Raw genomic sequence first — 25092 nt, 5'->3', positions numbered from 1 at the left:
GTGCTAAAAACGGGCATTTGTAATCGTGCCGTAATGGGAATATATTCTTTCGGGTTCCTAAGCCTACATTTTGGGTAATTCTGGCGTTGATACACTGTCTGCCTATATGTACCCATTTATATCGTCATTTTAGATAATATTTTTATTTCATTAGCAGACATTAAGGTTTGACTACATATAGTTTAGGGTATAAACTGAATTGGTATAGGGGGTAAACCATTTTGGATAAATTGAAAGAAGCAATTGATCTCTTCAATGAGGTGTCATTCATGGCAACCGAATTGTTCCATAAGAAAGGCTCTGCATATGACGTGTTCAAGGAGGTATCGCCACAGCAGGTTGGTTTGATAAAAATCTTGAGCTTGTATGGAGCTTCTTCGCCTGGTCACTTGGCTATCGTGCAGCAAGTACATAAGAGTGCGATTTCCAATCGTCTGAAAAAACTGCATGAGAAGGGCTGGGTAGAATGGGTCGATTCAGAAGGGGATAAGCGGACGAAGCTTGTGCAAATTACAGAGAATGGGGAAGAGATCCTGAAACAAGCGGAGGAAGCCATCTATGATAGGTTCTGCGGGCTTTTCGAGCATATTAAGGATGAAGATGTAGAAGCATTCATCCGGATTTTTACAGATGTAAAAGAACAGCTTAAAAAAGGGGAGAAGGAAAATTGAGGACAATCATTCGTTTCAAATGGGTCATCGCGATTGCAGTTATCCTGCTCGCGGTTGGATTGACGATTTTTTCGCCGAATCTGACCCAGCTGGCATCAGATAAAGGGCAGACACAGCTTCCGGAAGATGCGGTTTCCATACGCGCTAGCGATATATTAGAAGATGCCGGGGAAAATAGTAATTCCATAAGTGTCGTGTTCGAGCTTGACGAGGCCTTGGATCAAGATAGCGAGGACATGATTCAGGGAGTCATCGACAAAGTCGAACAAATCGACGGTGTCAGGGAGATTACTACACCGCTGACAGATAATCAAGAGATACAGGATCAAATGACATCCGAAGACAAAAAGACGGTCATGATGCCGGTAACGGTCGAAGGATCGGATGAAGAAGTGGAAAGGATAGCAGATGAGATTTATGAGGCGGTACCTGAAGATGCTACGGCATATGTAACGGGTGCATCACTGATCAACCAAGATTTTGCCAATACATCTGAAGAAGGTTTGAAGAAGACAGAGCTGATTACAGTTTTCATTATCGTAGCTTTGCTCTTGATCGTGTTCCGTTCGATCGTGACTCCATTCGTTCCATTGATCACAGTAGGTATTACATACTTGATCAGCCAGGGAATTCTGGCTATTTTAGTGGACACGTTGGACTTCCCGATTTCAACGTTCACCCAGACGTTCCTGGTTGCGATTTTATTCGGTATCGGTACTGACTATTGCATTCTGCTGCTCAGCCGTTTCCGGGAGGAGCTTGCTAATGGGCATGATAAAGTCGAAGCTACCATTACGGCATATCGGACAGCTGGACGTACACTATTCATCAGTGCTATTGCAGTGTTTGTAGGATTTGCATCTATCTTCTTTGCGAAGTTTGCTATCTTCCAATCTGCAGTGGGAGTTGCTGTAGGGGTCGCGGTTTTATTGATCGTCCTTGTGACAGTACTGCCGCTGTTCATGGTAACGCTTGGTGAGAAATTATTTTGGCCTTCCAAAAAAGCTGCCTCTCACGGAGACAACAAACTATGGCATTTCCTTGGACGCCACTCTGTTGCAAGACCGGTGCTGTTCCTGGCAATCACAGCAGCAATCACAGTGCCGTTCGTGCTCACGTATGATGAACAAGTTTCCTTTAACTCAACGGAAGAAATCAGCAGTGATTATAGTTCCATCAAAGGGCTTAATGCTATCGGAGACGCTATCGGAAAAGGAGAAGCTATGCCGATACAGGTTGTCATCAATGATGATGAAAACCTGACAACAGCAAACACGCTGCCATACCTTGATAATTTGAGTGATGCAATCAGCAAGATTGATGGTGTGGAAAAGGTCCGCACAGCAACACAGCCAACGGGTGAGAAGATCGATGATTTGTATGTAGATTCCCAAACTGGTCAAATTGCGGATGGCATCAATGATGCTGTTGATGGAATCGGAGAAGTGCAGGATGGCCTGACGCAGGTACAGGATGGACTGAACCAAATTTCTGGGCAGGCAGGCGGTGCTGGTTCATCCAGCGGTGGCGGCCTATCTGATGCAACAGAAGGTCTTGGCCAAATCAATACTGCATTGCAGCAAGTAACTGGCCAATTACAGCAAACAGGCAATATCCAGCAAGCATCTGCTCAGCTCGCAGGTATCAGCGAGCAGCTCGCACAGATACAATCAGGTCTGGAACAAGCTGATACGCAGCTGCAAGGTCAGCAGGAGCAGGTTGGTACATTGACTGAAACGCTGCAGCAGCTTGCAGATGGCGTCGGCTCTGCAAACGAAGGGCTGACACAAGTATCAGATGGACTGACAACTGCATCTGATACATTGCGTGATATCAGCGACAGCGAGACAGTCCGCGAGACTGGTATGTATATTCCGGAGGATGCCTTGGAGGGTGACTTCCAGGAAAGTATCGATACGTATGCCTTCCGTGATGGAGAAGGTGTAACACTTGATGTTGTATTGGATGCAGATCCATATTCCGAGGAAGCGATTCAAACATTGCAAACAATCAAGGACCGTGTCGATGCAGAAGTGAAGGACACACCTTATGAAAATGCAGAGATCGTTTATGGAGGAGTGACAAGCACCAACGCCGACCTGGAGGGTCTATCTACCTCCGACCTTTCACGGACAATGGTCATCATGATGATCGGATTATTCATCATCCTGACTATACTGTTCCGTTCTATGGTCATTCCGGCTTACATGATTGGATCCTTGCTGCTAACCTATTATACAGCTATCTCTATTACTGAATTGATCTTTGTCAACGGTTTGGATTATGCGGGTGTGAGTTGGGCTGTCCCATTCTTCAGCTTCGTTATCTTGATATCGCTTGGAGTGGATTACTCGATCTTCCTGCTCGACCGCTTCACAGAAGAAGCGCGTGGTGATTTGCAGGCAGGCATGATTCACTCGATGAAGAAAATGGGTGGAGTTATCATTACCGCAGCTATAATCCTGGCGGGTACATTCGCTGCCATGATGCCATCTGGTGTCTTGACGCTTCTGGAAGTTGCGACAGTCATAATCATCGGTCTGTTATTGTATGGACTTGTGATACTGCCGCTGCTTATCCCGGCAGTAGCTACGACACTTGGTGAGCTGAACTGGTGGCCGTTCAAACGGAGACGCAGAGAAGAAGATAAATAATTAATGAAAGGAGTGCGCTTGGAGGCGTACTCCTTTTTCTATGGACAAGTTTCCATAGCCTGCTGCATATAGTAGCAAGGAATGGAGGTATGCTGATGAAACGAAGCCTTGGATTGCGTCTCGCTCTGGCGGGGACAATGGTGATAGCTGGCCTGCTCTTTTTCTTCACTGACCGATCCACCCACCCTGTCCCCTATAATGATGTCCACGAAGAGATGATTCGTCATGCATTGGAGGAAGTGAACGATACAGCAGTTGAGGAGCTGGCTGTTTATGATACGTACGAAGTGCTTGGAGTTGGTTTTCAGCCGGAAGGCATTATCACCTTGCGCATCCAGAACGAGGGAGAGGAAGTTGATCACGGAATGCATTCTGTTTGGGAAGATGTGAAGGGAGAAGCTGCGGAGGTCGTGGAGGCTCATGACTTAGAGGATGATATCAACCGGGAAATTGAATTGGAGATCAGCTTGATAGGACCGGAAGGCACTGTTTTGCACACACATTAAGCATGCACGGGAGGCATGCTTTTTTCTTTTGCTTAAAACTGGCAGCTAATGGGTATATAAAAGCAAGAACATAAAACATAAGTTGGAAGGAGTGAGATGTATGAAGATAGCAGGCTATTTTGGATTTTTCATCCTGGCGCTTGTCTTCCTACTAATCTTTGCATTTACAACCAATACGCTATTTCTTCTGCTCACTATTCTTTCAGGTGTAGTTGGGGCATTTTTCTTATTCCGTGAATTGAGAACAAGAGAAAAGAAAGAACCAAGAGAACGAGACTATAACCGCAAGGGGAGATAACAATGGGACATGTCATCAAAACAGAATCAGGATATAACATTTTCGCAGAAGATATTGGCGCAGGCATCCCAGTTGTCTTTCTTCATGGTTGGCCGGTAAATCACAAGATGTTCGAGTATCAAATGAATGAGCTGCCGAAGCACGGTTATCGGTTTATTGGTATAGATTTGCTTGGATTCGGCAAATCAGACAAACCATGGAACACCTATACGTATGATGCACAAGCTGAAGCGGTGCACGCAGTAATTGAGCATCTTGGACTGGATCGCTTTGTTTTGGCCGGCTTTTCGATGGGAGGTCCGATTGCTGTCCGTTATATGAATAAATACGGTCTTGCCAAAGTGGACAAATTGCTGCTATTGTCGGCTGCATTACCAGTGTTCACACAGCGCGATGCTTATCCGTTTGGCATGAAGAAAGAAGAAGCGGATGACATGATTGCGCAGCTGCAAGCAGATCGCCCGAAAACGCTGGAGGACTTCAGTGATATGTTCTTCGCACAGGAACATTCTGATCCATTCCTGGAATGGTTCTTCCACCTTGGTCTGGAAGCTAGCAGTCATGGTACGATTCAAGCAATGGAGGCGCTTCGTGATGAAGATCTGCGCGATGAGCTTGTTCATATCAGCACTCCGACATATATCTTCCATGGCCAAAGGGATAAAATCTGTCCATTCGATTTTGCTAATGAAACAATAGGCGGAATTGTTAATTCAACAATTATTCCTTTTGAAAACAGTGGTCATGGCTTGATGTTCGATGAGAAAGAAAAATTCAATCAAGAGCTGCTGCGTGTATTGCAAAGCTAAAGGAACCATAATAGAGCTGACGAATGAGTCAGCTCTATTTGTCATGGGCAGGAGGAGAAGCTAATGGATGGATTGGTTACGGTTATAGGGCTGGCAGTTGTGATTATTCTTGTTGGAATAGCTATTTTCTACAATACGGGGGCACGTAAACGTCCCATGCAGAATTCAGATCGCCACCGGGAGCAGCTGAAGCTGCAGTATGACACATTAAAAGTGCGCCCGACAGAAATAGTGGATAAAGAGCATTTCAACAGGATGAAACGAGCATTGGATTTTGACTATTTAGAAAAAGTTAACGATGCCTTTCGGAAAGAACATTACGATTGGAGCCAGAAAAAAATCAATATGCATTTCCGGGGATTATTCCGGTTCTTTATGCTTGCATCCATTTTTCGCAGCAAAGAATTATTTGGTAAGGAAATCCATCGTTTATGGGAAGTAATGCGCCAGTTTGAAGACGAATACAAACAGTTTTGTATGGATTTCTTTGAAGGGGAAATTACCGAAGATGCTTCTGAACGAGGTGAGCGGCACGCTGAAGAAAGAGAACGTTTCGAGATCAAATATTTACTGCTGTTCCAATTGGGGGAGCAGACGCCAACCATCTGGGGAGAATTCTTCCAATATGGTGATGGGAAGGAGTTTATCGATTATATCCGGACGCATACCCTCGAGCAAGTAAAACAAGAGTATATGGCGGAAAATATAACGCCTGATGCAGAAAGGACATTCGAAAACTTATATAACCATATTAAATGGGGGATGGAGGCGGATGTGGAGGAACTTCGTCAGCATCAGCCGGAGCCAGAAGGCAAAGCAGAGGACAAGGAGATGGATGTGAGTTTCCTTTACTTCCTCAGTTTAAGAGGGGAAACGACAGAAGAGGAGGAAGAGGATTTGTCGGTGTATACCGGTAAAGGCAGTGGCTTTTATGCTACGAATGAATCCTTCGGTAAGATGCAAAAGCAATAATCCCGGGCATATATTTAGAATCCAAACTCACGCAAAATCTTTCCTTAACAATTTTGTGCAGGTTTGGATTCTTTGCTGAGTAAACGCTTTTATCGCCATCATTCTTTCATACTACCTTCTGCCGATCGTGAATAAGCTAGTCCTGAAGGGGGCTTGGTTTATGCATCATTACCGGAGAATCAAACGAAAGCAACTGATAGCCATATGCCTGCTTATTATGCTGCTGCTTTGTCTGTTTGCTCTTTTACTGAAAAACGCTTCGCCCAATCAGGCGAAAAAGACTGTGGAAGACTTTTATACATTGGAACAGAAGGGCGAATTTTCTGCCTCATGGGGTTTGCTGCATAAGGATTTGCAGGCACGTTTTCCGCTTAAGGATTATGTAACGGATCGTTCCCATGTATTTATGAGTCATTTTGGTGCAGATACTTTTTCGTTTGAAATAGAAAAGGGGGAAAAGCAGAAGAAATTGCGGGCAGAACCGAAAGGCCATACCTATAAGGATGTCTATTCCTATACAGTCCAACAGAATTATCAAGGAAAGTACGGGCGATTTTCCTTTGTGCAGTATGTCTACGTGACAAAGGAAAAGGGAGAATGGCGTATTCTATGGGATTATCGAAATCAAAGTTGATAATCTGCCAGTTTTTGACGCAGCAGATGGTTGAATAACAGAGGCTGCTCCACTGGAAAACCATGTCCGATGTCGGCGATTAGAAGGCTGGTGCAATAGGGATTTTCATTTGTTAGTTTAGCTGCAGATCTTTTCATGATTTTTTTCTCCTTTTCACCTACTGTTACAAGAATGTCGGTTTTAATATTAGGGAAATTTTCAGGAATGGAAAACTGCATATTTTCTTCAAGCATTTTAATAACAGCCATGATCTTTCTCATCTCTTATTGTAAGCATAGCGCAGTACTGACAATCTTTCTCGAAAGGCGTATGATGGAGAAAAAAGAGAAACGGAGAGACAGGATGAAAGCAATACTTTTTGACTTGGATGGGACAATTCATGACAGGCATACTACATTACGGCGGTTTTTAACAGATCAATTCCAGCGTTTTCAATCTGAGCTGCATGGTGTCAGTGAATCAGATTTTACAGCAGCTTTTCTGAAATTGGATGAAAACGGTTATGTGGAGAAACCGATTGTGTATAAAGAGCTGTTAAGCCGCTTTTCCTTGAATCCAAACATGGAGCCTGTATTGACAGCTGATTACTTTGATAGGGTAGCGCAGTTCGCAGTCGCATTTCCGGATGCGCTTGAGACTTTGCAGGAATTGAGTATGTCTTATACATTGGGTGTCGTCACGAACGGACCAGCTCTGCTTCAGCAGCAGGTGATCGAACAGCTTGGCCTGTACTGGCATTGCCAAAGCTTGATCATTTCCGAAGCGGTCGGCTTGCGAAAGCCGGATCCGGCAATCTTTGAGATGGCGCTGCTCGAGGTTGAGGCAGCAGCATCAGAAGCTGTTTTTGTTGGTGATCATGCAGAAGTGGATATTGCAGGCAGCAAAAATGCAGGCTTGCAGCCGGTTTTCTTTGGCGGGAAGCTGGAAGGTGTGCCTAGTTTTTCAGATTGGCGTGTGCTCCCAGCTCTGCTTGCTAACTGGAATCGGTCTGAAAGGAAAATTAATGGGGACTATACTATAATGGACATGGACTAAGCATTTACATAAAGGGGAGATTGGATGGCTGAGAACGTAATACAAAAGGATTACAAACTGATCGCACTGGATATGGATGGTACAATGCTCAACCCGAGCGAAGAGGTATCGGATGCGAATAGACAGGCGATACAACGAGCACAGGAGGAAGGCGTCCATGTCATCTTGAGCACAGGCCGAGGCATTCGGACATGTAAGCCTTATGCGGATGATCTTGGGCTGCAATCCTTTCTGGTGACAGTAAACGGCAGTGAAATCTGGACTGCTGATGGCGAGCTGCTCGAGCGTGTGTTGATCGAGGATGATCTGATCAAAAAAATGAAACGCCTGGCTGATGAGTATGACACGCATTATTGGGCAGTCAGCACAGAGCATGTATTCCGCGGTAATTTCCCTGCCAATATGGAAGAATACGATTGGCTGAAATTCGGCTTTGATACATTCGATGATGAAAAGCGGGAAGCGATTGTCAAAGCACTTTCGGATAAAAATGAACTGGAGCTTTCCAACTCCAGTCCGACAAATATCGAGGTCAATGCAGTGGGAATAAACAAAGCAGAAGCAGTGCAAAAGGTATGCGACAGGCTAGGTATCAAAATGGAGCAGGTAATTGCCATGGGCGACAGCCTCAATGACATTAAGATGATCGAAGCTGTTGGTTGCGGCGTGGCGATGGGCAATGCCCAGGATGCAGTCAAGGAAGTCGCAAACTATCAGACTGATACAAATGAAGCTGATGGGGTAGCAAAAGCGATCCATCATCTGCTAGGATGGTCATAAGCCCGGTATCCCGGGCTTCTTACATAAGGGGGGATTCTGAATGAAGACAGATCATTTGTATTACCCATATCATTCTCAGCGAATGACGACTATTGCAAGACAGGGAATGGTAGCCACATCGCAGCCGCTTGCTGCACAAGCAGGACTGGATATGCTGAAAAAGGGCGGCAATGCAGTCGATGCCGCGATTGCAACAGCAGCCATGCTGACAGTTGTGGAGCCGACTTCAAATGGAATAGGCGGTGATGCTTTTGCACTCGTTTGGATCAAGGACAAGCTGTATGGTCTTAATGCCAGCGGTCCAGCACCCCAATCCATTAGTATCGAAAAAGTGAGAGAACTTGGATACGAAGAAATGCCATTGCATGGCTTCCTCCCAGTAACTGTACCAGGCGCACCAGGCGGGTGGGCTGCCCTCAGCAAGCGCTTCGGGAAGCTCCCTTTGATCGAAGTGCTGCAGCCAGCAATCTACTATGCTGAAAACGGATTTGCGGTAACGCCGACAGTTGCGAAGCTATGGGAACGCGCATACCAAAAGTTCAGCACATCATGTACAGAAGCTATGTACACTGGCTGGTTTGATACATTCGCTCCAAATGGAGAGTATCCGAAAATAGGTGACATATGGCGATCTCCTGATCATGCTGAAACACTGCGCCAAATAGCACGTACAGATGCTGCTGCTTTTTATGAAGGAGAGCTAGCTGCTAAAATGACGGAATTTTCTGCTGATAATGGCGGCTTCCTGACGAAAGAGGATTTGGCAGCTTACGAGCCGGAATGGGTTGAACCAATTTCGGTGAATTACCGTGGTTACGATGTGTGGGAAATTCCACCGAACGGCCAAGGGCTGGTTGCTCTTTCTGCTTTAAATATTTTGAAAGGATTCTCTTTCCAGGAAAAAGAATCGATTGATACGTATCATAAGCAAATGGAAGCGATGAAGCTCGCATTCGCTGATGGTCATGCATACATAACGGAAGAGCAGCATATGCCTGTCACTGTGGAGGAATTGCTGTCAGATGCTTATGCGGCCAAAAGACGGGCCGAAATCGGAGAGACAGCACAAGAACCAGAGGCGGGCGAACCGAAAGCAGGCGGAACAGTGTATTTGGCAACGGCAGACAGCGATGGAAATATGGTTTCCTTCATTCAAAGCAACTACCATGGCTTCGGTTCCGGACTTGTTGTACCAGGTACAGGTATAGCGCTGCAAAACCGCGGACATAATTTCAGTCTCGATCCTGAGCACGCCAATAGTTTGCAAGGCGGGAAGAAGACTTTCCACACAATCATCCCAGGCTTTTTGACAAAAGACGATCAAGCGATCGGTCCGTTTGGTGTAATGGGTGGATTCATGCAGCCGCAGGGGCATGCCCAGGTGGTCATGAATATGCTTGATTTCGGGCTCAACCCACAAACAGCTCTGGATGCTCCACGCTGGCAGTGGATCAAAGGCAGAACATTCCACGTGGAAGCCGATTTCCCGAAGCATATTGCAGAGGCACTGATACGAAAAGGGCATGATATCGAGGTCAAAGCGGATAGATCCACATTCGGACGCGGACAAGTCATTTGGCGCGACCCGGAGAACGGAACATTATATGGAGGAACAGAAGCGAGAGCTGATGGCAGTATCGCTTCGTATTAGAGAGGTTGAACAACATGATCTACTGGCAATTATTTATGGCATTTTTCCGTGTCGGCATCCTTGGTTACGGCGGGGGACCTGCATCGATCCCGCTTGTGGAAAAGGAAGTCGTCAAACAGTATAAGTGGATGGACGATGAGGAATTCGGTAACACTCTGGCACTTGGCAACAGTTTGCCTGGTCCGATAGCAACGAAGCTTGCAGGCTACATCGGCTATCGAGTGGGCGGCTGGATCGGTATGATCAGCGCATTAATCGCAACCGTCATTCCGACAGTCGTGCTGCTCATCGCTTTATTTTATTTTGTCGATGCATTGAGCGACCAGCCTTGGCTCAGCGGAATGACAACAGCCGTTATCCCTGTAGTTGGGGTCATGCTGGCAGTGATGACATTGGATTTTCTGAAAAAATCCCGTAATGGGTTGAAGAGCTGGCAGATCGTTGCGTTGTTAGCTGCATCCGTCGTGCTGATTGAACTGCTTCATATCCATCCAGCTTTCCTTATCCTGGCGCTTCTCCTGTTTGCACTTGTCAAACCGGAGAAAAGGAAGGAGGAGGATAAAGCATGATTTATTGGCAAATATTCCTTGCCTTCTTCATTCCTGGAATCGTCGGATATGGCGGCGGTCCAGCTACCATTCCCCTCATCGAAAATGAAGTAGTGGACAGATATGGCTGGATGACAACAGCTGATTACAGCCAGATGCTGGCACTGGCCAACGCACTTCCCGGTCCGATTGCCACGAAGCTGGCAGGGGTGATCGGCTTCCAGCAAGCCGGGGTCCTGGGTGCGGCAATTGGCTTATTCGCTACAGTAGCGCCTTCGCTCATCTTAATGATTGGATTGTTAAGTATTTTAGCGAAGTTCAAGGATTCTCCCCGTGTTAAGCGAATGACAGCATATATCCGGCCGACAATCGCTGTGCTGCTGGCAGGGATGGCAATCAGCTTTTTCCGCACATCCTATGAAAGTGCAGGCTGGATACATACAATCATTTTGGTTGTGTTAAGCTATTTGCTCATGGAGAGATGGAAGGTGCATCCTGCCTTTGTGATCCTTGGCGCTTTGGTGTATGGTGCCCTGCTTCTCGGATGAGATCCTGCAGATTTTTTGCAGGATCTTTTTCTCTGGGCAGGAGATGGAAGGAAAAGGGCTAATGTAATTAGTAAAATAAAATTCACTGCATAATCTAGTAGGGAACCGGGTAGCTACTTAACAAGGGAATAGGATAAAAAAACAAGAAGGAGCATCTTATGCGCGTTACCATTTGGAACGAATACCGTCATGAGAAGGAAAACGACCAGGTGAGAAGCATCTATCCCCGAGGCATTCATGGAGCAATTGCCGAATTCCTGGAGGAAGCAGGCTTTGCTGTACAAACCAGGACACTTGATGATTCGGAGCAAGGATTGGACCAAGCGACGCTGGAAAAAACGGATGTCCTTATCTGGTGGGCTCATAAGGCGCATGATGAAGTAAATGACGATGCTATCGAGCGAGTGAAGCAGCGTGTTCTGGCAGGTATGGGACTGATTGTCCTTCATTCCGGCCACTTCTCCAAAATATTCCGTAACCTGATGGGCACAACATGTGACCTGAAATGGAGACAGGATGGCGAGAAGGAACGCATTTGGGTGGTTCAGCCAAGTCACCCGATCACGAGGGGACTTGGGGAGTATTTCGAGCTTCCGGAAGAAGAAATGTACGGCGAGCATTTCGATATACCAGAACCAGACCATACGCTGTTCATCAGCTGGTTTGAAGGCGGCGAAGTTTTCCGCAGCGGCTGCACGTATAATCGAGGAAAAGGGAAAATCTTCTATTTCCGACCCGGTCATGAAACGTACCCGACTTACCATGATAAAAATGTGCAGACTGTTATCCGAAATGCTTGCGAGTGGGCAGCAGCACCATCAGCTGTCGTCCCGCACTATGGAAAGTCAGAAGCCTTGGAGCCGATACTGCGCCTAGCGAAGAAGTGAGTATAAAGCCGTCTTAAGTCGACGGCTTTTACATAAAACAGATACAAAATAGAGGAGGAGAAATAGATGCGTGCAATCGGAATATACAAAAACAAATCCGTGGATCAGTCTGACAGCTTTATTGAAGAACAGGTGGATAAGCCCACTGCATCAGGTGGGGATGTGCTTGTCCAAGTGAAGGCTGTCAGCGTCAATCCAGTTGATACAAAACAGCGCAAGCTGAAAGAGGACGATGGTACATTCCGCATTCTTGGCTTCGATGCAGCAGGAATCATCGAGGAAGTCGGAGAGGATGTAGAGGGGTTCCAGCCTGGAGATGAAGTCTATTATGCTGGATCTGTTGCCCGTCAAGGATCCAATAGTGAGTACCAGCTTGTCGACCATAAAGTCATTGCCAAAAAACCGGCAAATCTTAGCTTTGCAGAAGCAGCGGCTTTGCCATTGACAGCACTGACAGCGTGGGAAGCTATGTTTGAGAAGATGCATATCCCGCTGGACGTGGAAGCGAATAAAGACAAAACGATCTTGCTGGTCAATGCAGCCGGCGGTGTTGGGTCGATTGCTTCACAGTTCGCACAATTATATGGATTGAATGTAGTCGGAACTGCTTCACGGGAAGAGACGATTACATGGGCCAAGCAGCATGGTACCGAACGGGTGATCAATCATCATGAACGCTTCCATCCGCAGCTGGAAAAGTTGGGAATAGATAGTGTCGACTATGTTTTTTGTATGCATCAGCTGGACAAGGCATGGGATGATATTATCGAAGTCGTGAAACCAGAAGGTATCATCTGTGCCATCACAGGCCCGGTTGAGGATATCAAACTGACGGATCTTACGTCCAAGAGCCTGACACTTGTCTGGGAGTATATGTTCACACGCACGCTCCATCAAACACCTAGCAGATATAAACAAGGAGAAATATTGTCCAAAGTGGCAGAACTGATCGAGGACGAACGCATACGTACAACGAAGGCACAAGAGCTCGATGGCCTTACCGTCGAAAATCTGCAGGAAGCGCATAAACGATTGGAAGATGGCAGTATGATCGGAAAACTCGTCATTTCTGTATGACAGAGGCAGGCTTCATGCCTGTCTTTGTTCTGTTTCCTGCCAAACTTGTTGTATAATACTACTAAGACATATATGGTGGAGAGGTGAACCGATGTTACATAAAGTGGCTGTTATAACTAGCGGTGGAGATTCACCGGGTATGAATGCCGCTATAAGGGCAATCGTCAAGGCGGCAAACTATCATGATATTGAAGTTTATGGTGTGGAAGGCGGTTACCAAGGTCTGATTGAAGACAAATTATCTATCATCCGCACACCTGATGTAGAGACGATCGCCAATAAAGGCGGAACGATCCTGAAAACGTCACGCTCGCTTGCTTTCATGGATGAGTCTGGCAGAAAGCAGGCAGTGGAAGTGCTTCGCAACTATGGTATTGCTGATGTAATCGTCATCGGCGGGGAAGGTTCACTTCAAGGTGCACAAAAGCTGCATGAATTGGGCATCCGAGTCATCGGCATTCCGGGAACGATTGACAATGATCTGGATTACACCGACTACTCTATCGGTTTCGATACAACATTGAATACAGTGCTCAGCTCCATCGGACGAATCAAGGATACTGGTCTATCGCATAACAAGACGACCATCGTGGAAGTAATGGGCAGACATTGCGGCGATCTGGCATTGTTCACTGCTGTAGCAGGAGAAGGAGATATCATTTCCACGCCTGAATATAAACTTAGCTTCGAACAGATTTGTGAGAAGCTCCAAGACAAAATTTCCAAGGGCAGGAATGATAATATCATTGTTGTCACGGAACGGATGTATGATTTGGATGAACTCCAGAAATTCATCGAAGAACAGATGAATATCGAAGTACGTACAACAGTCCTTGGATTCATTCAGCGCGGCGGTGAGCCTTCTGCATTTGACAGGATTCTTGCAAACAAAATGGGTGTCAAAGCGGTGAATATGCTGATGGAAGGGCAGTCTGGCTATGCAATCGGAATCAAAGCCAATCAGCTGATCGAGAAGGATTTGCGTACGATGCTCGATGAGAAAACTGATAAACAAGCAAATTATGATTTGCTTGATATGCTATTGCATACGATATAAGTAAGCCAAACGGAACACGCCTGAGACAGGCGTGTTTTTTCTTTGGCGAAACTTGTATATACAATATTATTGAAAGCGTTTGCAATATTATGATAAACTTTTTATAACTTCTGCAGAAAAGACAAAATTTAGGGGGATAGGCTTAATCTTACAAAAAGGAGGGAATGAGATAACCGCACTAAAGAAAGCGTTTACCAAAATGCGAGGAGGAGCTGTGATGAAGCGAAGCTTTCTGATGGTTGCCTTACTTGCCGGCATTGGGCTGGCAGGCTGCTCGGCCGTGACGAGCGGAGATGGTGCGAGTGATGACAGAGTCCAGATTACATACGCGAGGGGGACGGACACGACTGGTGCCACGGATATACTGGTCGAAGCATTCGAAAAGGAGCACCCGGACATTGATGTGGTGGTGAGGGAAATGCCATCTGATACTGGGGAATCCCATAACCAGTATGTGACAATGTTCAGCGGCAGAAGCCCGGAGATTGATGTATTTGATGCAGACATTGTCTGGTCTGCAGAGTTCGGCCAGGCAAACTATGTGCTGCCGCTCGACCGATTGATTGAACGGGATCAGGTGGATATGGACGCTTACTTCCCGGCTACGGTAGAGGCAGGCAGATATAACGGCAGACAGTATGCTATGCCTGGTTATGCAGATGCAGGATTGCTTTATTATCGGACGGACATAACCGATCAAGTGCCTAAAACCTGGGATGAGCTGGAACAATTAGCCCAAGAGAATATGGGGAAGGAAGGTACCGAATTCGGCTATCTTATGCAAGCAGCTCAGTATGAGGGCATCGTGACCAATGCCATTGAGTATATTTACTCCTACGGCGGTCAGGTATTGGATGCTAATGGAAACGTTGTTATTAACAGCCCTGAAGCAATTGAAGGCTTGCAGAAGATGATCGACATAACGAATAGTGATTTTGTTCCGAACAATATACTTAACTTCCAGGAAATCGACACAGAGTCTTCTTTCAATGAAGGAAATGCCGTCTATGCAAGGAACTGGCCATATTTGAATGATACTGCGAATGATCCGGAGATATCAAAGGTGGCAGGGAATGTCGGCATTGCTACGCTTCCGGCCGGAAGTGAAGGAGCTGCGTCATCACTTGGAGGATGGATGCGGATGATCAACCGCTACTCCGATGAAGTAGAAGCGTCTTGGACTTTCGTGAAATGGATGAGCGGAGAAGAAGGGCAGAAGATCAGCGCACTCGAAGGGGGTAAAGCTCCGACATTGGAAGCTTTGTATGACGATAAAGAGATCACGGATGTCAGTGCCGTCCTTGCAAGCGAGGATTTCTACGATTCGCTTCAGAATGCGATACCGCGTCCGATTACGCCAATTTATCCAGAAATCTCCGATATCATGCAAATCGAGCTTTCCCGTGCGATGGCAGGAGATATTACTGCTGAGGAAGCGGTAGAGCGTATGGAGACGAAAATGCAAGCTGCGTTGGAATCCGTAACCAATTAAAGGAGCTGAGTGTATGAAGCAACCGAAAAAAAGACGGTTTCAGCTGAGTGAACGGCAGCTTGGTTACGCGATGGTCGCACCGTCTATCATCCTTATTGCCGTCATCATCATTTGGCCGATTATGTTGTCAGCATGGAACAGCTTGTTCGATTACCGCTTGAATGACCCAGCCAAAGCAGAGCGGATTTCATCCTTGAGCATCAATCTCGAGACCTATGCCGATAACCGATATCTCGTTTACGACACCATGGAAGATGTCAGAGAAGCGATGCCGGATGCGGGCGGGGTATTGGATGATATCACAACAGCATTGGATGAACAGCATGAAACATTATTGAATACCGATGAAGGACTTGCAGACCGGTATGAAGAAGTCAACACTATGCTGGAAAATTTCCAGCCTGTAAACGATGAGGAGCTCCGGCTGACAGAGGTGCCCGAGGAGTGGGCGGATGGCTTTGCCAACATGTTGGATGAGCAGACAGCCGCTGTCCAGGCTTTGCGGGAAGGTGCTCCTCAGGAAGCTGTCCAGCCGCTGACGGACCTGGAATCCCAGCTTTCGAATACGCAAGGTTCGATTCTTGAGCCGAACTTTGTCGGGTTAAAGAATTATACAACTTACCTTGGTGATGGACGTACATGGACGGCGATGCTTAACACGTTATTGTTCACCGTCGTTACTGTAGGTGTCGAACTTGCCATTGGGTTAGCTGTGGCTTTACTGATCAACCGTGTGTTCATTGGGCGTGGGCTTGTCCGCGCTGCTGTACTCGTGCCATGGGCGATTCCGACAGCGGTAGCGGCAATGATGTGGACCTTCCTGTTTGATGGCCAGTCCGGTATCATGGCTCATTATATGGCTCAGTTCGGTCTCATTGATGACCCAGGTGCACTGCTTTCGACTGGGGCGGGCGGTATGTTCTCAATCATGTTTGCAGACATTTGGAAAACGACACCGTATATGGCACTTTTACTTTTAGCTGGCTTGCAGACCATTCCTCGCTCGCTCTATGAAGCAGCGGAAGTGGACGGGGCAAATAAATTCCAGCAGTTCATCTCCATTACTCTGCCGATGATCCGTTCGGCAATCCTGGTTGCAGTCTTATTCCGCGCATTGGATGCTTTCCGTGTGTTCGACCTTATCTACGTCCTTACTGGCGGAGGTCCAGCCAACTCGACGGAATCCATCAGCGTCTATGCTTACAAACTGCTGTTTGAACAGCAGAATTTCGGTGCAGGTTCTGCTTTGAGTGTAATTGTATTCTTGAGTGTCGCATTGCTCAGTACGATTTTCATCAAGCTGATCGGCTCGGATTTGTTCAGCGGAAGGCTAAAACAATAGGACGGAGGAGGAGAATAGTATGGTAAAACGTGCTGGCGTCGGCTTCTACATTTTTTTGATTATCTTTGTATTCCTGGTCATGTTCCCGTTTATTTGGGTGTTCCTGACATCAATTAAACCACAGGGAGAAATTTTTTCCTCCTTCCAATGGTTCTCAAGCAATATGACATTGGATAACTATGCATCGGCATTGGAAACCAGGCCGTTGCTTATGTACATGCTGAATAGCTTTGTTGTGGCAACGCTCACCACGATCATCTCCATCATTGTCGCATCATTCACAGCCTATGCGGTCACACGGCTGCCGATCCGCTTCAAAGGATTAATTCTAGGGTTGGTACTTGCTGCATCCATGTTTCCGCAAATCGCAGTCCTATCACCGATCTTCAACTTTGTCACCGATGCAGGCTTGCGCAACAGCTATCTTGGTCTGGTAATCCCGTACATTACGATCAGTTTGCCACTGGCAATCTGGATTCTATCGACATTTTTCATCAAAATTCCGCTTGCATTGGAAGAATCAGCGAAGCTGGATGGAGCTACTCCGTTCCAGACATTCCGCAAAATCATCTTCCCGCTGGCAGCACCAGGCGTGTTTACGACAGCCATTCTTGTCTTTATTGCTGCCTGGAATGAATATCTATTTGCCTTGACGATCAACACCGATGATCGCTGGCGCACGATACCAGTCGGTATCTCTTTCTATCAAAGTCAATACACCGTTCCGTGGGGAGATATCACTGCTGCAACCGTTATCGTGACGATCCCGATCGTTGTTCTCGTACTCTTGTTCCAGCGTCGTATCGTCGCTGGTCTTACAAGCGGATCTGTCAAAGAATAATAAACTTGGAGGTACTGCTGGATAATGAAAACCTTACGCGTAGGAGTAGTCGGACTAGGAAGTATTGCACGTAATCGCCATTTGCCGGAGCTTGAAAACAACCCAAATACTGAAATCACTGCTGTTTGTGATGTGGTGCCGAGCCGGTCGGAGGAAATCGCCAAAGAATATAACGCAACAGCATATACCGAATATGAAGAGCTGATCGAGGATCCGCGAATCGATGCCGTTATCGTTTGTGCTGCCAACCATTTGCACGCACCGGTATCGATCGCTGCTCTGCAAGCGGGGAAACATGTGCTTTGTGAAAAGCCGATGGCAACGACATTGGAGGAAGCGGATGACATGATCGCAGCACAAAAGGCAAGCGGCAAGCTTCTGCTCATAGCACATAATCAGTGCTTTGTCCCATCTCATCAAAAGGCGCGGGAGATGATTCAAAACGGCGAGCTTGGCAAGATCTACAGCTTCCGGACGACATTCGGTCACGGAGGCCCGGAACAGTGGAGTATTGATGGAAAAAACAGCTGGTTCTTTGATAAAGACAAAGCTTATATCGGAGCGCTTGGTGATCTGGGCGTGCATAAATCCCATTTGATTGAATTCCTTCTCGATGAACCGATTCACGAAGTAGCGGCATTTGTCGATACGTTGGCAAAGCCTTATGCAGACGTGGATGATAATGCAGTTGCGGTATTACGTACAAAGTCAGGAATCATCGGGACACTTACGGCCAGCTGGTCGTATGTAGCGGAAGAAGACAATTCTACGATTATTTATGGCGAGAAAGGGGTCATCCGACTCGAGGAAAGCCCTGAATACAGTTTGGTTGTCGAGTATCATAACGGAAATCGCAGTAATCATTCACTTGGAGCCATTCAAACGAATGATTCCCAGACGCAATCGAATTCTGGCGTCGTGGACGCGTTTGCCAGCTGTGTACTCGAAAACAATTCCACATGCCCAATTACGGCAGAAAAAGGCCGATCCGCGCTAGCTGTCATCTTGGCAGCCTTGGATTCCAATGGCACGAAAAAAATAATTTCGCTTGCACCAGAGGCAGTAGAGAAAGGGGAACAAGCATGAAACTAGGCGTTTTTACGGTTCTGTTCCAGGAGCTTTCACTCGAGGATATGCTTGCGCGCGTGAAACAAGCAGGATTGGATACAGTGGAAATAGGCACCGGCGGCTATCCGGGAAATGCGCATTGCCCGATTGATGAGCTGCTGCAGAGTGAGGATGCGTTGAAGCAATACCAAGCAGCATTTGAGAAATACGGCGTTACGATCGGAGCTTTCAGCTGCCATGGCAACCCTATATCACCAGACAAGACATTTGCCGAAGAATCAGATTGGACTCTGCGCAAGACGATCAAGCTTGCTGCAAAAATGGGTGTTCCGGTTGTAAACTGTTTTTCCGGCGTGGCAGGTTCTGAAGAGAGTGCAACGAAGCCGAATTGGCCGGTCACCGCTTGGCCGACTGAATATGGCGATGTGCTGAACTGGCAATGGGAACAGAAGCTTGTTCCTTACTGGAAGGAGCTTGGCTCATTTGCAGAGGAGCATCAAGTCAAAATTGCGCTGGAATTGCACGGCGGCTTCCTCGTTCACACACCGTATACAATGCTCAAGCTTCGAGAGCTGACGAGTGATGCTATCGGAGCAAACTTTGATCCAAGTCATATGTGGTGGCAGGGAATCGACCCAACCGCTGCCATTAAGATACTCGGAAAAGCCGGCGCAATCCATCATTTCCATGCCAAAGATACGTATATCGACCCTGAAAATGTGAACATGTATGGCCTGACTGACATGCAGCCGTACAGCAATATCAAACAGCGGGCATGGAACTTCCGCACAGTCGGGCTCGGACACGGTCAAGAGGAATGGAATAAGATGATCAGTGCGCTGCGCACATATGACTATGACTATGTCATCAGCATTGAGCATGAAGACTCGTTGATGTCGATTGAAGAAGGCTTCCAGCGAGCTGTCGATAATTTGAAAAATGTCGTGATAAATGAACCTGCCACTACGATGTGGTGGTCGTAAGATTTGAGAGCACCTGCCATATTGGCAGGTGCTCTTTTTTTTTGTTAGATACGCTAACATCTCCTAAAAACCGCGGTTTGTCAGGGTTTCTAACAAATATACATAATATTAATAATTTTCTAAAAACTATCTTGACTTGCTTCTTCAGCCTGTATATTATTAGACCTAACTTCGAGGCGGCACGTACATAATCTTACAAACGCTGAAGGAAGCAAAGGGGGAAGACAGATGAGGAAGCAAGTAATAGCTTTAGCTATGACAAGTACATTGGCACTTGGTTTTTTGGCGGCATGCGGTAATACGGATTCGGCATCGGGCGGAGGAAGCAGCGAGACGGTGAAGATTGCGCTTCAAGCACCAATGTCCGGCGGCAGTGCGACATTAGGAGAAGCGATCAAAAATGGAGCTGCTATGGCGGTGGAAGAGGAAAAAGCTGCTTTCGAGGAAGCAGGTTTCAGTCTGGAACTAGTGGAATACGATGACCAAGGTGATCCGCAGAAAGGGGTTTCCAACGCGCAGATCATCGGTTCCGATCAAGATGTGTACGGTGTCGTGGCTCATTTGAACTCTGGAGTTTTCATACCTTCAAGCGAAGTGTATGAACGTTATAATATCCCTTCTGTATCGCCGGCTTCAACAGCAACGGATGTAACCGATCGTGGATTGAAATCGGTCAACCGGATTGTAGCGCGAGATGATTTCCAAGGACCAGCTGGTGCTGAATATGCAGTCCAGGAAATCGGTGCAAAGAAAATCTTTGTCATCAATGATAAGACAGCTTATGGGCAAGGCTTGGCAACTGCTTTTGCTGAGGCAGCTGCAGAAGAGGGTGCCGAAATCGTCGGGGAGGCCGGAATCACTGTCGGAGAGAAAGATTTCAATGGTGTGCTGAATCAAGTATCAGCGGCTGATCCGGATCTTGTCTATTTTGGCGGCCTGTACTCAGAGGGTGGATTGCTGATCAAGCAGGCACGTGATAACGGTATCGATGCAGCCTTTATGGGTGGTGACGGAATGGATTCTTCCACACTTGTCGAGATTGCTGGGGACACAGTCAGCAATGTTTATCTGACTTCGGTAGCCGGCGATTCAAGTGCGACTGAATTTGCTAAAAACTATGAAGAAGAATATGGAGCCAAACCGGAATCCTTCTCCATCTATGGCTATGATTCAGCCAAGGTGCTGATGGAAGGCATACTGGATGCAGCTGAGGAGAACGGAGGCAAGCTTCCTGCCAAAGATAAAGTCGCAGCTGCTGTACGTGCAGTCGATGATTATGAAGGGGAGATGACTCAGGTCAGCTTTGACGATAAAGGCGATAACGAATTCGCAAAAATATTCATTTACAAATTCGATGAAGCAAGCTATCCAGCCAAAATCCAAGGCGAAATTTCACAGTAAGAAGTGAAAAGGATATGGTCACGGAACCATATCCTTTTTCATTACAGAAAGAAAGGAGTTGGGATGATGACACAGGTTTGGGATACACTTCCGCAAGTGCTGATTGATGGCCTGACGCTTGGCGCTATCTACGCGATCATAGCTCTCGGGTATACGATGGTTTACGGCATTTTGGAACTTATCAACTTTGCTCACGGAGAAATCTTCATGGCAGGAGCTTTTATCGGAACAGCCGTACTGATCGGCTTGACTGGTCTTGGCTGGGTTGCTGTCATGCCAGCGATATTCGTTTTGCTTCTTGTTTTAGTAATTACAGGAGGGCTAACCGGTATGCTCGGCATGGGTATCGAACGACTTGCATACCGCCCGCTCCGAAAAGCATCGAAACTGATTACATTGATTACAGCAATCGGCGTTTCCTTTCTGCTGCAGGACATTGTCCGCTTTATCACAGAGACACAGCAGAATAACTATATCGTCAATACACCATCGCTATTCCCAGGCAGTTTATCGCTTGGCGGCTTGAACATTCGCTATTCTTTCCTCGTCGTCATCGTCGTTGCGATTTTGATGATGATCGCATTGGAGTTTTTCGTTAATCGGACAAAGTGGGGACTGGCCATGCGTGCTGTAGCGCAGGATCAGGATACCGCTTCCCTGATGAGTGTGAATGTAAATAAAGTTATCAGCGTCACCTTCTTTGTCGGATCAGCTTTAGGCGGTGCAACGGGAGTATTGTTCGCCATTCATTATGGCACGATCGACCCGTATATCGGCTTTATCCTTGGATTGAAGGCCTTCACTGCGGCGGTTTTGGGCGGAATCGGAAATATCCGCGGTGCCATGGCTGGCGGTATGCTGCTTGGACTATTGGAAATGTTCGCAGCTGCAAATCTTTCAGCAATAACTGCGGGCGTCCTTAGCTCCGAGTACAAAGATGTGTTTGCTTTCGCCATCCTTATCCTCGTATTGATATTCCGGCCAGAAGGCTTGTTCGGCAGAGCCGCAATCGAGAAAGTGTAGGTGACATATGAAAAAAATCCTGGAACAAATTCGTGGGAAAAAGTGGCTGCAGCTCGGGCTCTTAGTCGGCTATATCGCACTCACTTCCCTTAGCTTGATCTTGGCACAGCGTTCGGTCGCGGCATTTTTGCTGCTGCTGTTATCGTTTTTGCTCTTGTACTATACCAAGCTGCCGAACTGGTCAAAGTGGGCAATCGGTCTTGCCATCATGTTCTTCATCCTGCCATTTTCTGCGATGCAGGGACCTGCTTATCAGGAATACATGGATGTAGCAACGCTTGTCGGTATATATGTCAGCATGGCACTTGGTTTGAATATCGTCGTCGGAATGGCGGGTTTATTGGATCTTGGTTTTGTGGCCTTCTTTGCCGTCGGGGCTTATACATACGGTATTTTCGCCACAGCACAGGCGTCCAACTTCATGCCGTTCGGTACGTATCCGTTATCGGGGAACAGCTTCTGGATCTTCATCATCATCGGCTGTTTCGTTGCTGCGCTGTTCGGTGTGCTGCTTGGAATCCCGGTGCTGCGGGTGAAAGGTGATTATCTGGCCATTGTTACACTGGGGTTCGGGGAAATCATCCGGATCGTTTTCAATAACATGGACCAGCCAGTCAATATTACGAATGGTGCACTAGGTTTGTCTTCGATCGCACCACCTAAGATTTTCGGTATCGAGCTGCTTTATTCCAACCAGATTTATTTTGTCGTTTTGTTCATTTTGCTTTTCGTCATTTTCGCAGTCCGGAGTCTGGAGCATTCTAAGCTGGGCCGTTCCTGGAAAGCTGTTCGTGAAAATGAAATTGCAGCTCAAGCGATGGGCATCCCGCTTGTAAAAACGAAGCTGATGGCTTTCGCAATCGGCGCATCATTCTCTGGTATGATGGGCGTGGTTTTTGCTGCCAAGCAAGCATTCATTGACCCAACCAGTTTCACGATGCTGCAATCGATCAATATTCTTGTCATGGTTCTGCTCGGAGGGATGGGGAGTGTGCCCGGTGTCATCCTCGGTGCTGCCGTCGTGACCATCCTGAATGCCCAAGTGCTGAATGAACTGACGATGTGGTTCAACAGCTTAAGCACCGCAGGCATCATCACCTTGCCGGATGCCATGTCACCGGTGAAAATGCAGCGCTTCTTCTTTGGCGCATTGCTCATATTGTTTGCATTGTATCGATCGAAAGGCCTGATACCGGCAAAGAATGTCGTATATGATAAACGCAAATTTTTATCTGAGAAGGGCATGAAGAAACGACTGCAATCCGTTGGTGCACCAAAGGAGGATGAACATGGCAATACTGGAAGTTGAAAAACTGACCAAAACATTCGGAGGATTGACTGCCAATAAGGAAATCAGCCTACGGGCCGAAGCCAATAAGATAACAGCTGTAATCGGTCCGAACGGCGCTGGCAAGACAACTTTTTTTAATATGATTACTGGTGTTTATAAACCAACATCCGGTAGCATCAAGCTGCGCGGGGAGTCAATCGGTGGTCTAAAACCACATGCGGTTGCTAAAAAAGGAATCTCCCGCACATTCCAGAATATCCGCCTGTTCGGCCCAATCACGGTTTTGGAAAATGTACTAGTCGGTATGCATACACATTTAAGGGCAGGTATTTTCGGGACGATCTTTCATTTGCCAGGAGTGGATAAGGAAGAACGAATAGCCGAACGGGAAGCATATCGGCTGCTGGAATATGTCGGACTGGAAGAGCATTACAATGATGAAGCTGCCAGCTTGTCATATGGCAGTCAGCGACGTTTGGAAATTGCCAGGGCGCTTGCGACGAAGCCGTCCGTCCTGCTGCTCGATGAACCTGCTGCCGGTATGAACCCAAAAGAGACGGCGGACTTGACAGGTCTTATCCAAAAAATCAAACAAGAGATGGATATGACGATCATCTTGATTGAGCATGATATGAAGCTCGTCATGGAAATCTCGGATTATATTTATGTACTGGACCATGGAGAATTGATTGCAGAAGGACTGCCAGCCCAAGTACGTCATGATAAAAAGGTCATCGAGGCGTATTTGGGTAAGGGAGCGGCCGAGGAACAGGAGGCGGAAGGATGAGCTATCTGGAGCTGAAACAAGTGACTGCTTTTTACGGCGCAATCCAAGCACTGAAGCAAATTGACCTGACGGTAGAGGAAGGGGAAATCGTTACGCTGATCGGCAGTAACGGAGCCGGCAAATCTACTACTCTGAAAACTATCAGCGGACTCATGCCAGTAAAGGAAGGTTCTGTCATGTATAAGGGCCAAGATATCACCTCCCGAAAAGCCCACCAGACGACGAAGCTTGGTGTAGCGCATGTACCGGAAGGAAGAAGGATCTTCCCGAAGCTGACGGTGAAGGAAAATCTGCAGATTGGCGCATTCGGGATAAAAGATAAAAAGCTGATTGAACAAAGGATGGAGAAGGTATTCGGCTATTTCCCGCGAGTAAAGGAACGGCTTCATCAGCTCGGCGGTACGATGAGCGGCGGCGAGCAGCAAATGCTAGCCATCGGCCGGGCGCTGATGATGGAACCTGACCTGCTCATGCTCGACGAACCATCGATGGGCTTAGCCCCAATCATTGTCGAACAGATTTTCCACATCATCAAAGAGCTCAACGACGACGGTATGACCATCCTGCTCGTCGAACAAAACGCCTTCCAAGCACTCAAAGTCGCCCACCGCGGCTACGTCCTCCAAACCGGCAGCATCTGGCGCAGCGGCAAAGGCCAGACACTGCTGGCGGATCCGACGATTACGGAAGCGTATTTGGCATAGGAAAGACTCGCCGGGAGGCGGGTCTTTTGTTAT

General features: G+C 47.1%; 26 protein-coding genes. 25 read left to right on the top strand and 1 reads right to left on the bottom strand.

The window, feature by feature from the left end:
- Nucleotides 1-221: 221 nt before the first annotated feature.
- The 7 genes from CHH91_RS14650 (at nt 222) to CHH91_RS14620 (ending at nt 6544) form a co-directional block, all read left to right on the top strand.
- Nucleotides 222-671, top strand: a complete 450-nt coding sequence (locus tag CHH91_RS14650; protein WP_095224194.1) for a MarR family winged helix-turn-helix transcriptional regulator — start codon at nt 222-224, stop codon at nt 669-671.
- On the top strand, nt 668-3325 hold the full coding sequence (locus CHH91_RS14645; RefSeq protein ID WP_095224193.1) for an MMPL family transporter: 2658 nt from the start codon (nt 668-670) through the stop codon (nt 3323-3325). Before CHH91_RS14650 ends, CHH91_RS14645 begins: the two co-directional genes overlap by 4 nt.
- A 95-nt stretch (nt 3326-3420) precedes the next feature.
- Nucleotides 3421-3831, top strand: coding sequence for a hypothetical protein (locus CHH91_RS14640; protein ID WP_095224192.1), 411 nt, complete (start codon nt 3421-3423; stop codon nt 3829-3831).
- Between the two features lie 100 nt (nt 3832-3931).
- On the top strand, nt 3932-4129 hold the full coding sequence (locus CHH91_RS14635) for a hypothetical protein (protein WP_095224191.1): 198 nt from the start codon (nt 3932-3934) through the stop codon (nt 4127-4129).
- 2 nt (nt 4130-4131) lie between these two features.
- Entirely contained in the window at nt 4132-4938 is an 807-nt protein-coding gene (locus tag CHH91_RS14630; protein ID WP_095224190.1) for an alpha/beta fold hydrolase, read from the top strand.
- A gap of 63 nt (nt 4939-5001) precedes the next feature.
- Nucleotides 5002-5910 carry a hypothetical protein gene (locus CHH91_RS14625; RefSeq protein WP_095224189.1) on the top strand — a complete coding sequence of 303 codons (909 nt, stop codon included), beginning with the start codon at nt 5002-5004 and terminating at the stop codon, nt 5908-5910.
- A 160-nt stretch (nt 5911-6070) separates the two neighbouring features.
- Nucleotides 6071-6544 (top strand): hypothetical protein, encoded by a 474-nt coding sequence (locus tag CHH91_RS14620; protein ID WP_286160796.1) that lies wholly within the window; start codon nt 6071-6073, stop codon nt 6542-6544.
- Here the strand turns inward: CHH91_RS14620 and CHH91_RS20635 are convergent.
- Nucleotides 6535-6792: an alpha/beta fold hydrolase gene (locus tag CHH91_RS20635; RefSeq protein WP_176465804.1), complete on the bottom strand. Its 258-nt coding sequence runs from the start codon at nt 6790-6792 to the stop codon at nt 6535-6537. The two genes, CHH91_RS14620 and CHH91_RS20635, sit on opposite strands and share 10 nt — an antisense overlap.
- A gap of 94 nt (nt 6793-6886) precedes the next feature.
- Between CHH91_RS20635 and CHH91_RS14615 the strand changes: the two genes are divergently transcribed.
- The 18 genes from CHH91_RS14615 (at nt 6887) to CHH91_RS14530 (ending at nt 25059) form a co-directional block, all read left to right on the top strand.
- On the top strand, nt 6887-7579 hold the full coding sequence (locus CHH91_RS14615; protein ID WP_176465803.1) for an HAD family hydrolase: 693 nt from the start codon (nt 6887-6889) through the stop codon (nt 7577-7579).
- A gap of 24 nt (nt 7580-7603) precedes the next feature.
- A complete protein-coding gene (locus tag CHH91_RS14610) occupies nt 7604-8359 on the top strand; it encodes a Cof-type HAD-IIB family hydrolase (RefSeq protein WP_095224187.1) in 756 nt (251 codons plus the stop codon).
- 40 nt (nt 8360-8399) lie between these two features.
- On the top strand, nt 8400-10010 hold the full coding sequence (gene ggt / locus CHH91_RS14605) for a gamma-glutamyltransferase (protein ID WP_095224186.1): 1611 nt from the start codon (nt 8400-8402) through the stop codon (nt 10008-10010).
- Nucleotides 10011-10024: 14 nt separating this feature from the next.
- Nucleotides 10025-10579 (top strand): chromate transporter, encoded by a 555-nt coding sequence (locus CHH91_RS14600; RefSeq protein ID WP_095224185.1) that lies wholly within the window; start codon nt 10025-10027, stop codon nt 10577-10579.
- Nucleotides 10576-11106 (top strand): chromate transporter, encoded by a 531-nt coding sequence (locus CHH91_RS14595; protein WP_095224184.1) that lies wholly within the window; start codon nt 10576-10578, stop codon nt 11104-11106. Before CHH91_RS14600 ends, CHH91_RS14595 begins: the two co-directional genes overlap by 4 nt.
- A gap of 158 nt (nt 11107-11264) precedes the next feature.
- Nucleotides 11265-11993 (top strand): ThuA domain-containing protein, encoded by a 729-nt coding sequence (locus CHH91_RS14590; protein WP_095224183.1) that lies wholly within the window; start codon nt 11265-11267, stop codon nt 11991-11993.
- Between the two features lie 66 nt (nt 11994-12059).
- Complete coding sequence (locus CHH91_RS14585) at nt 12060-13070, top strand: zinc-binding alcohol dehydrogenase family protein (protein WP_095224182.1); 1011 nt, start codon at nt 12060-12062, stop codon at nt 13068-13070.
- A gap of 91 nt (nt 13071-13161) precedes the next feature.
- Nucleotides 13162-14127, top strand: a complete 966-nt coding sequence (gene pfkA, locus CHH91_RS14580; protein WP_095224181.1) for a 6-phosphofructokinase — start codon at nt 13162-13164, stop codon at nt 14125-14127.
- Between the two features lie 217 nt (nt 14128-14344).
- The gene (locus CHH91_RS14575) at nt 14345-15619 is read left to right on the top strand and encodes an ABC transporter substrate-binding protein (protein ID WP_095224180.1); all 1275 of its coding nucleotides are present in this window, start codon (nt 14345-14347) and stop codon (nt 15617-15619) included.
- Between the two features lie 13 nt (nt 15620-15632).
- Nucleotides 15633-16961: a carbohydrate ABC transporter permease gene (locus CHH91_RS14570; RefSeq protein ID WP_095224179.1), complete on the top strand. Its 1329-nt coding sequence runs from the start codon at nt 15633-15635 to the stop codon at nt 16959-16961.
- 19 nt (nt 16962-16980) lie between these two features.
- Entirely contained in the window at nt 16981-17802 is an 822-nt protein-coding gene (locus CHH91_RS14565; RefSeq protein WP_095224178.1) for a carbohydrate ABC transporter permease, read from the top strand.
- Nucleotides 17803-17826: 24 nt separating this feature from the next.
- Nucleotides 17827-18888: a Gfo/Idh/MocA family protein gene (locus CHH91_RS14560; RefSeq protein ID WP_095224177.1), complete on the top strand. Its 1062-nt coding sequence runs from the start codon at nt 17827-17829 to the stop codon at nt 18886-18888.
- Nucleotides 18885-19853, top strand: a complete 969-nt coding sequence (locus CHH91_RS14555) for a sugar phosphate isomerase/epimerase family protein (protein ID WP_095224176.1) — start codon at nt 18885-18887, stop codon at nt 19851-19853. The genes CHH91_RS14560 and CHH91_RS14555 overlap by 4 nt, the downstream gene beginning before the upstream one ends.
- Nucleotides 19854-20081: 228 nt before the next feature.
- A complete protein-coding gene (locus CHH91_RS14550; protein ID WP_095224175.1) occupies nt 20082-21254 on the top strand; it encodes a branched-chain amino acid ABC transporter substrate-binding protein in 1173 nt (390 codons plus the stop codon).
- Between the two features lie 63 nt (nt 21255-21317).
- Entirely contained in the window at nt 21318-22277 is a 960-nt protein-coding gene (locus CHH91_RS14545) for a branched-chain amino acid ABC transporter permease (protein ID WP_095224174.1), read from the top strand.
- 7 nt (nt 22278-22284) lie between these two features.
- Nucleotides 22285-23586 (top strand): branched-chain amino acid ABC transporter permease, encoded by a 1302-nt coding sequence (locus CHH91_RS14540; RefSeq protein ID WP_095224173.1) that lies wholly within the window; start codon nt 22285-22287, stop codon nt 23584-23586.
- Entirely contained in the window at nt 23567-24355 is a 789-nt protein-coding gene (locus CHH91_RS14535; RefSeq protein ID WP_095224172.1) for an ABC transporter ATP-binding protein, read from the top strand. Before CHH91_RS14540 ends, CHH91_RS14535 begins: the two co-directional genes overlap by 20 nt.
- Nucleotides 24352-25059, top strand: coding sequence for an ABC transporter ATP-binding protein (locus CHH91_RS14530; RefSeq protein ID WP_095224171.1), 708 nt, complete (start codon nt 24352-24354; stop codon nt 25057-25059). Before CHH91_RS14535 ends, CHH91_RS14530 begins: the two co-directional genes overlap by 4 nt.
- The last annotated feature ends 33 nt before the right edge of the window (nt 25060-25092 follow it).

The sequence above is a fragment of the Virgibacillus sp. 7505 genome, from assembly GCF_002272135.1.
Lineage (GTDB): Bacteria > Bacillota > Bacilli > Bacillales > Amphibacillaceae > Terribacillus.
This window is presented reverse-complemented; position numbering and strand designations above follow the sequence as displayed.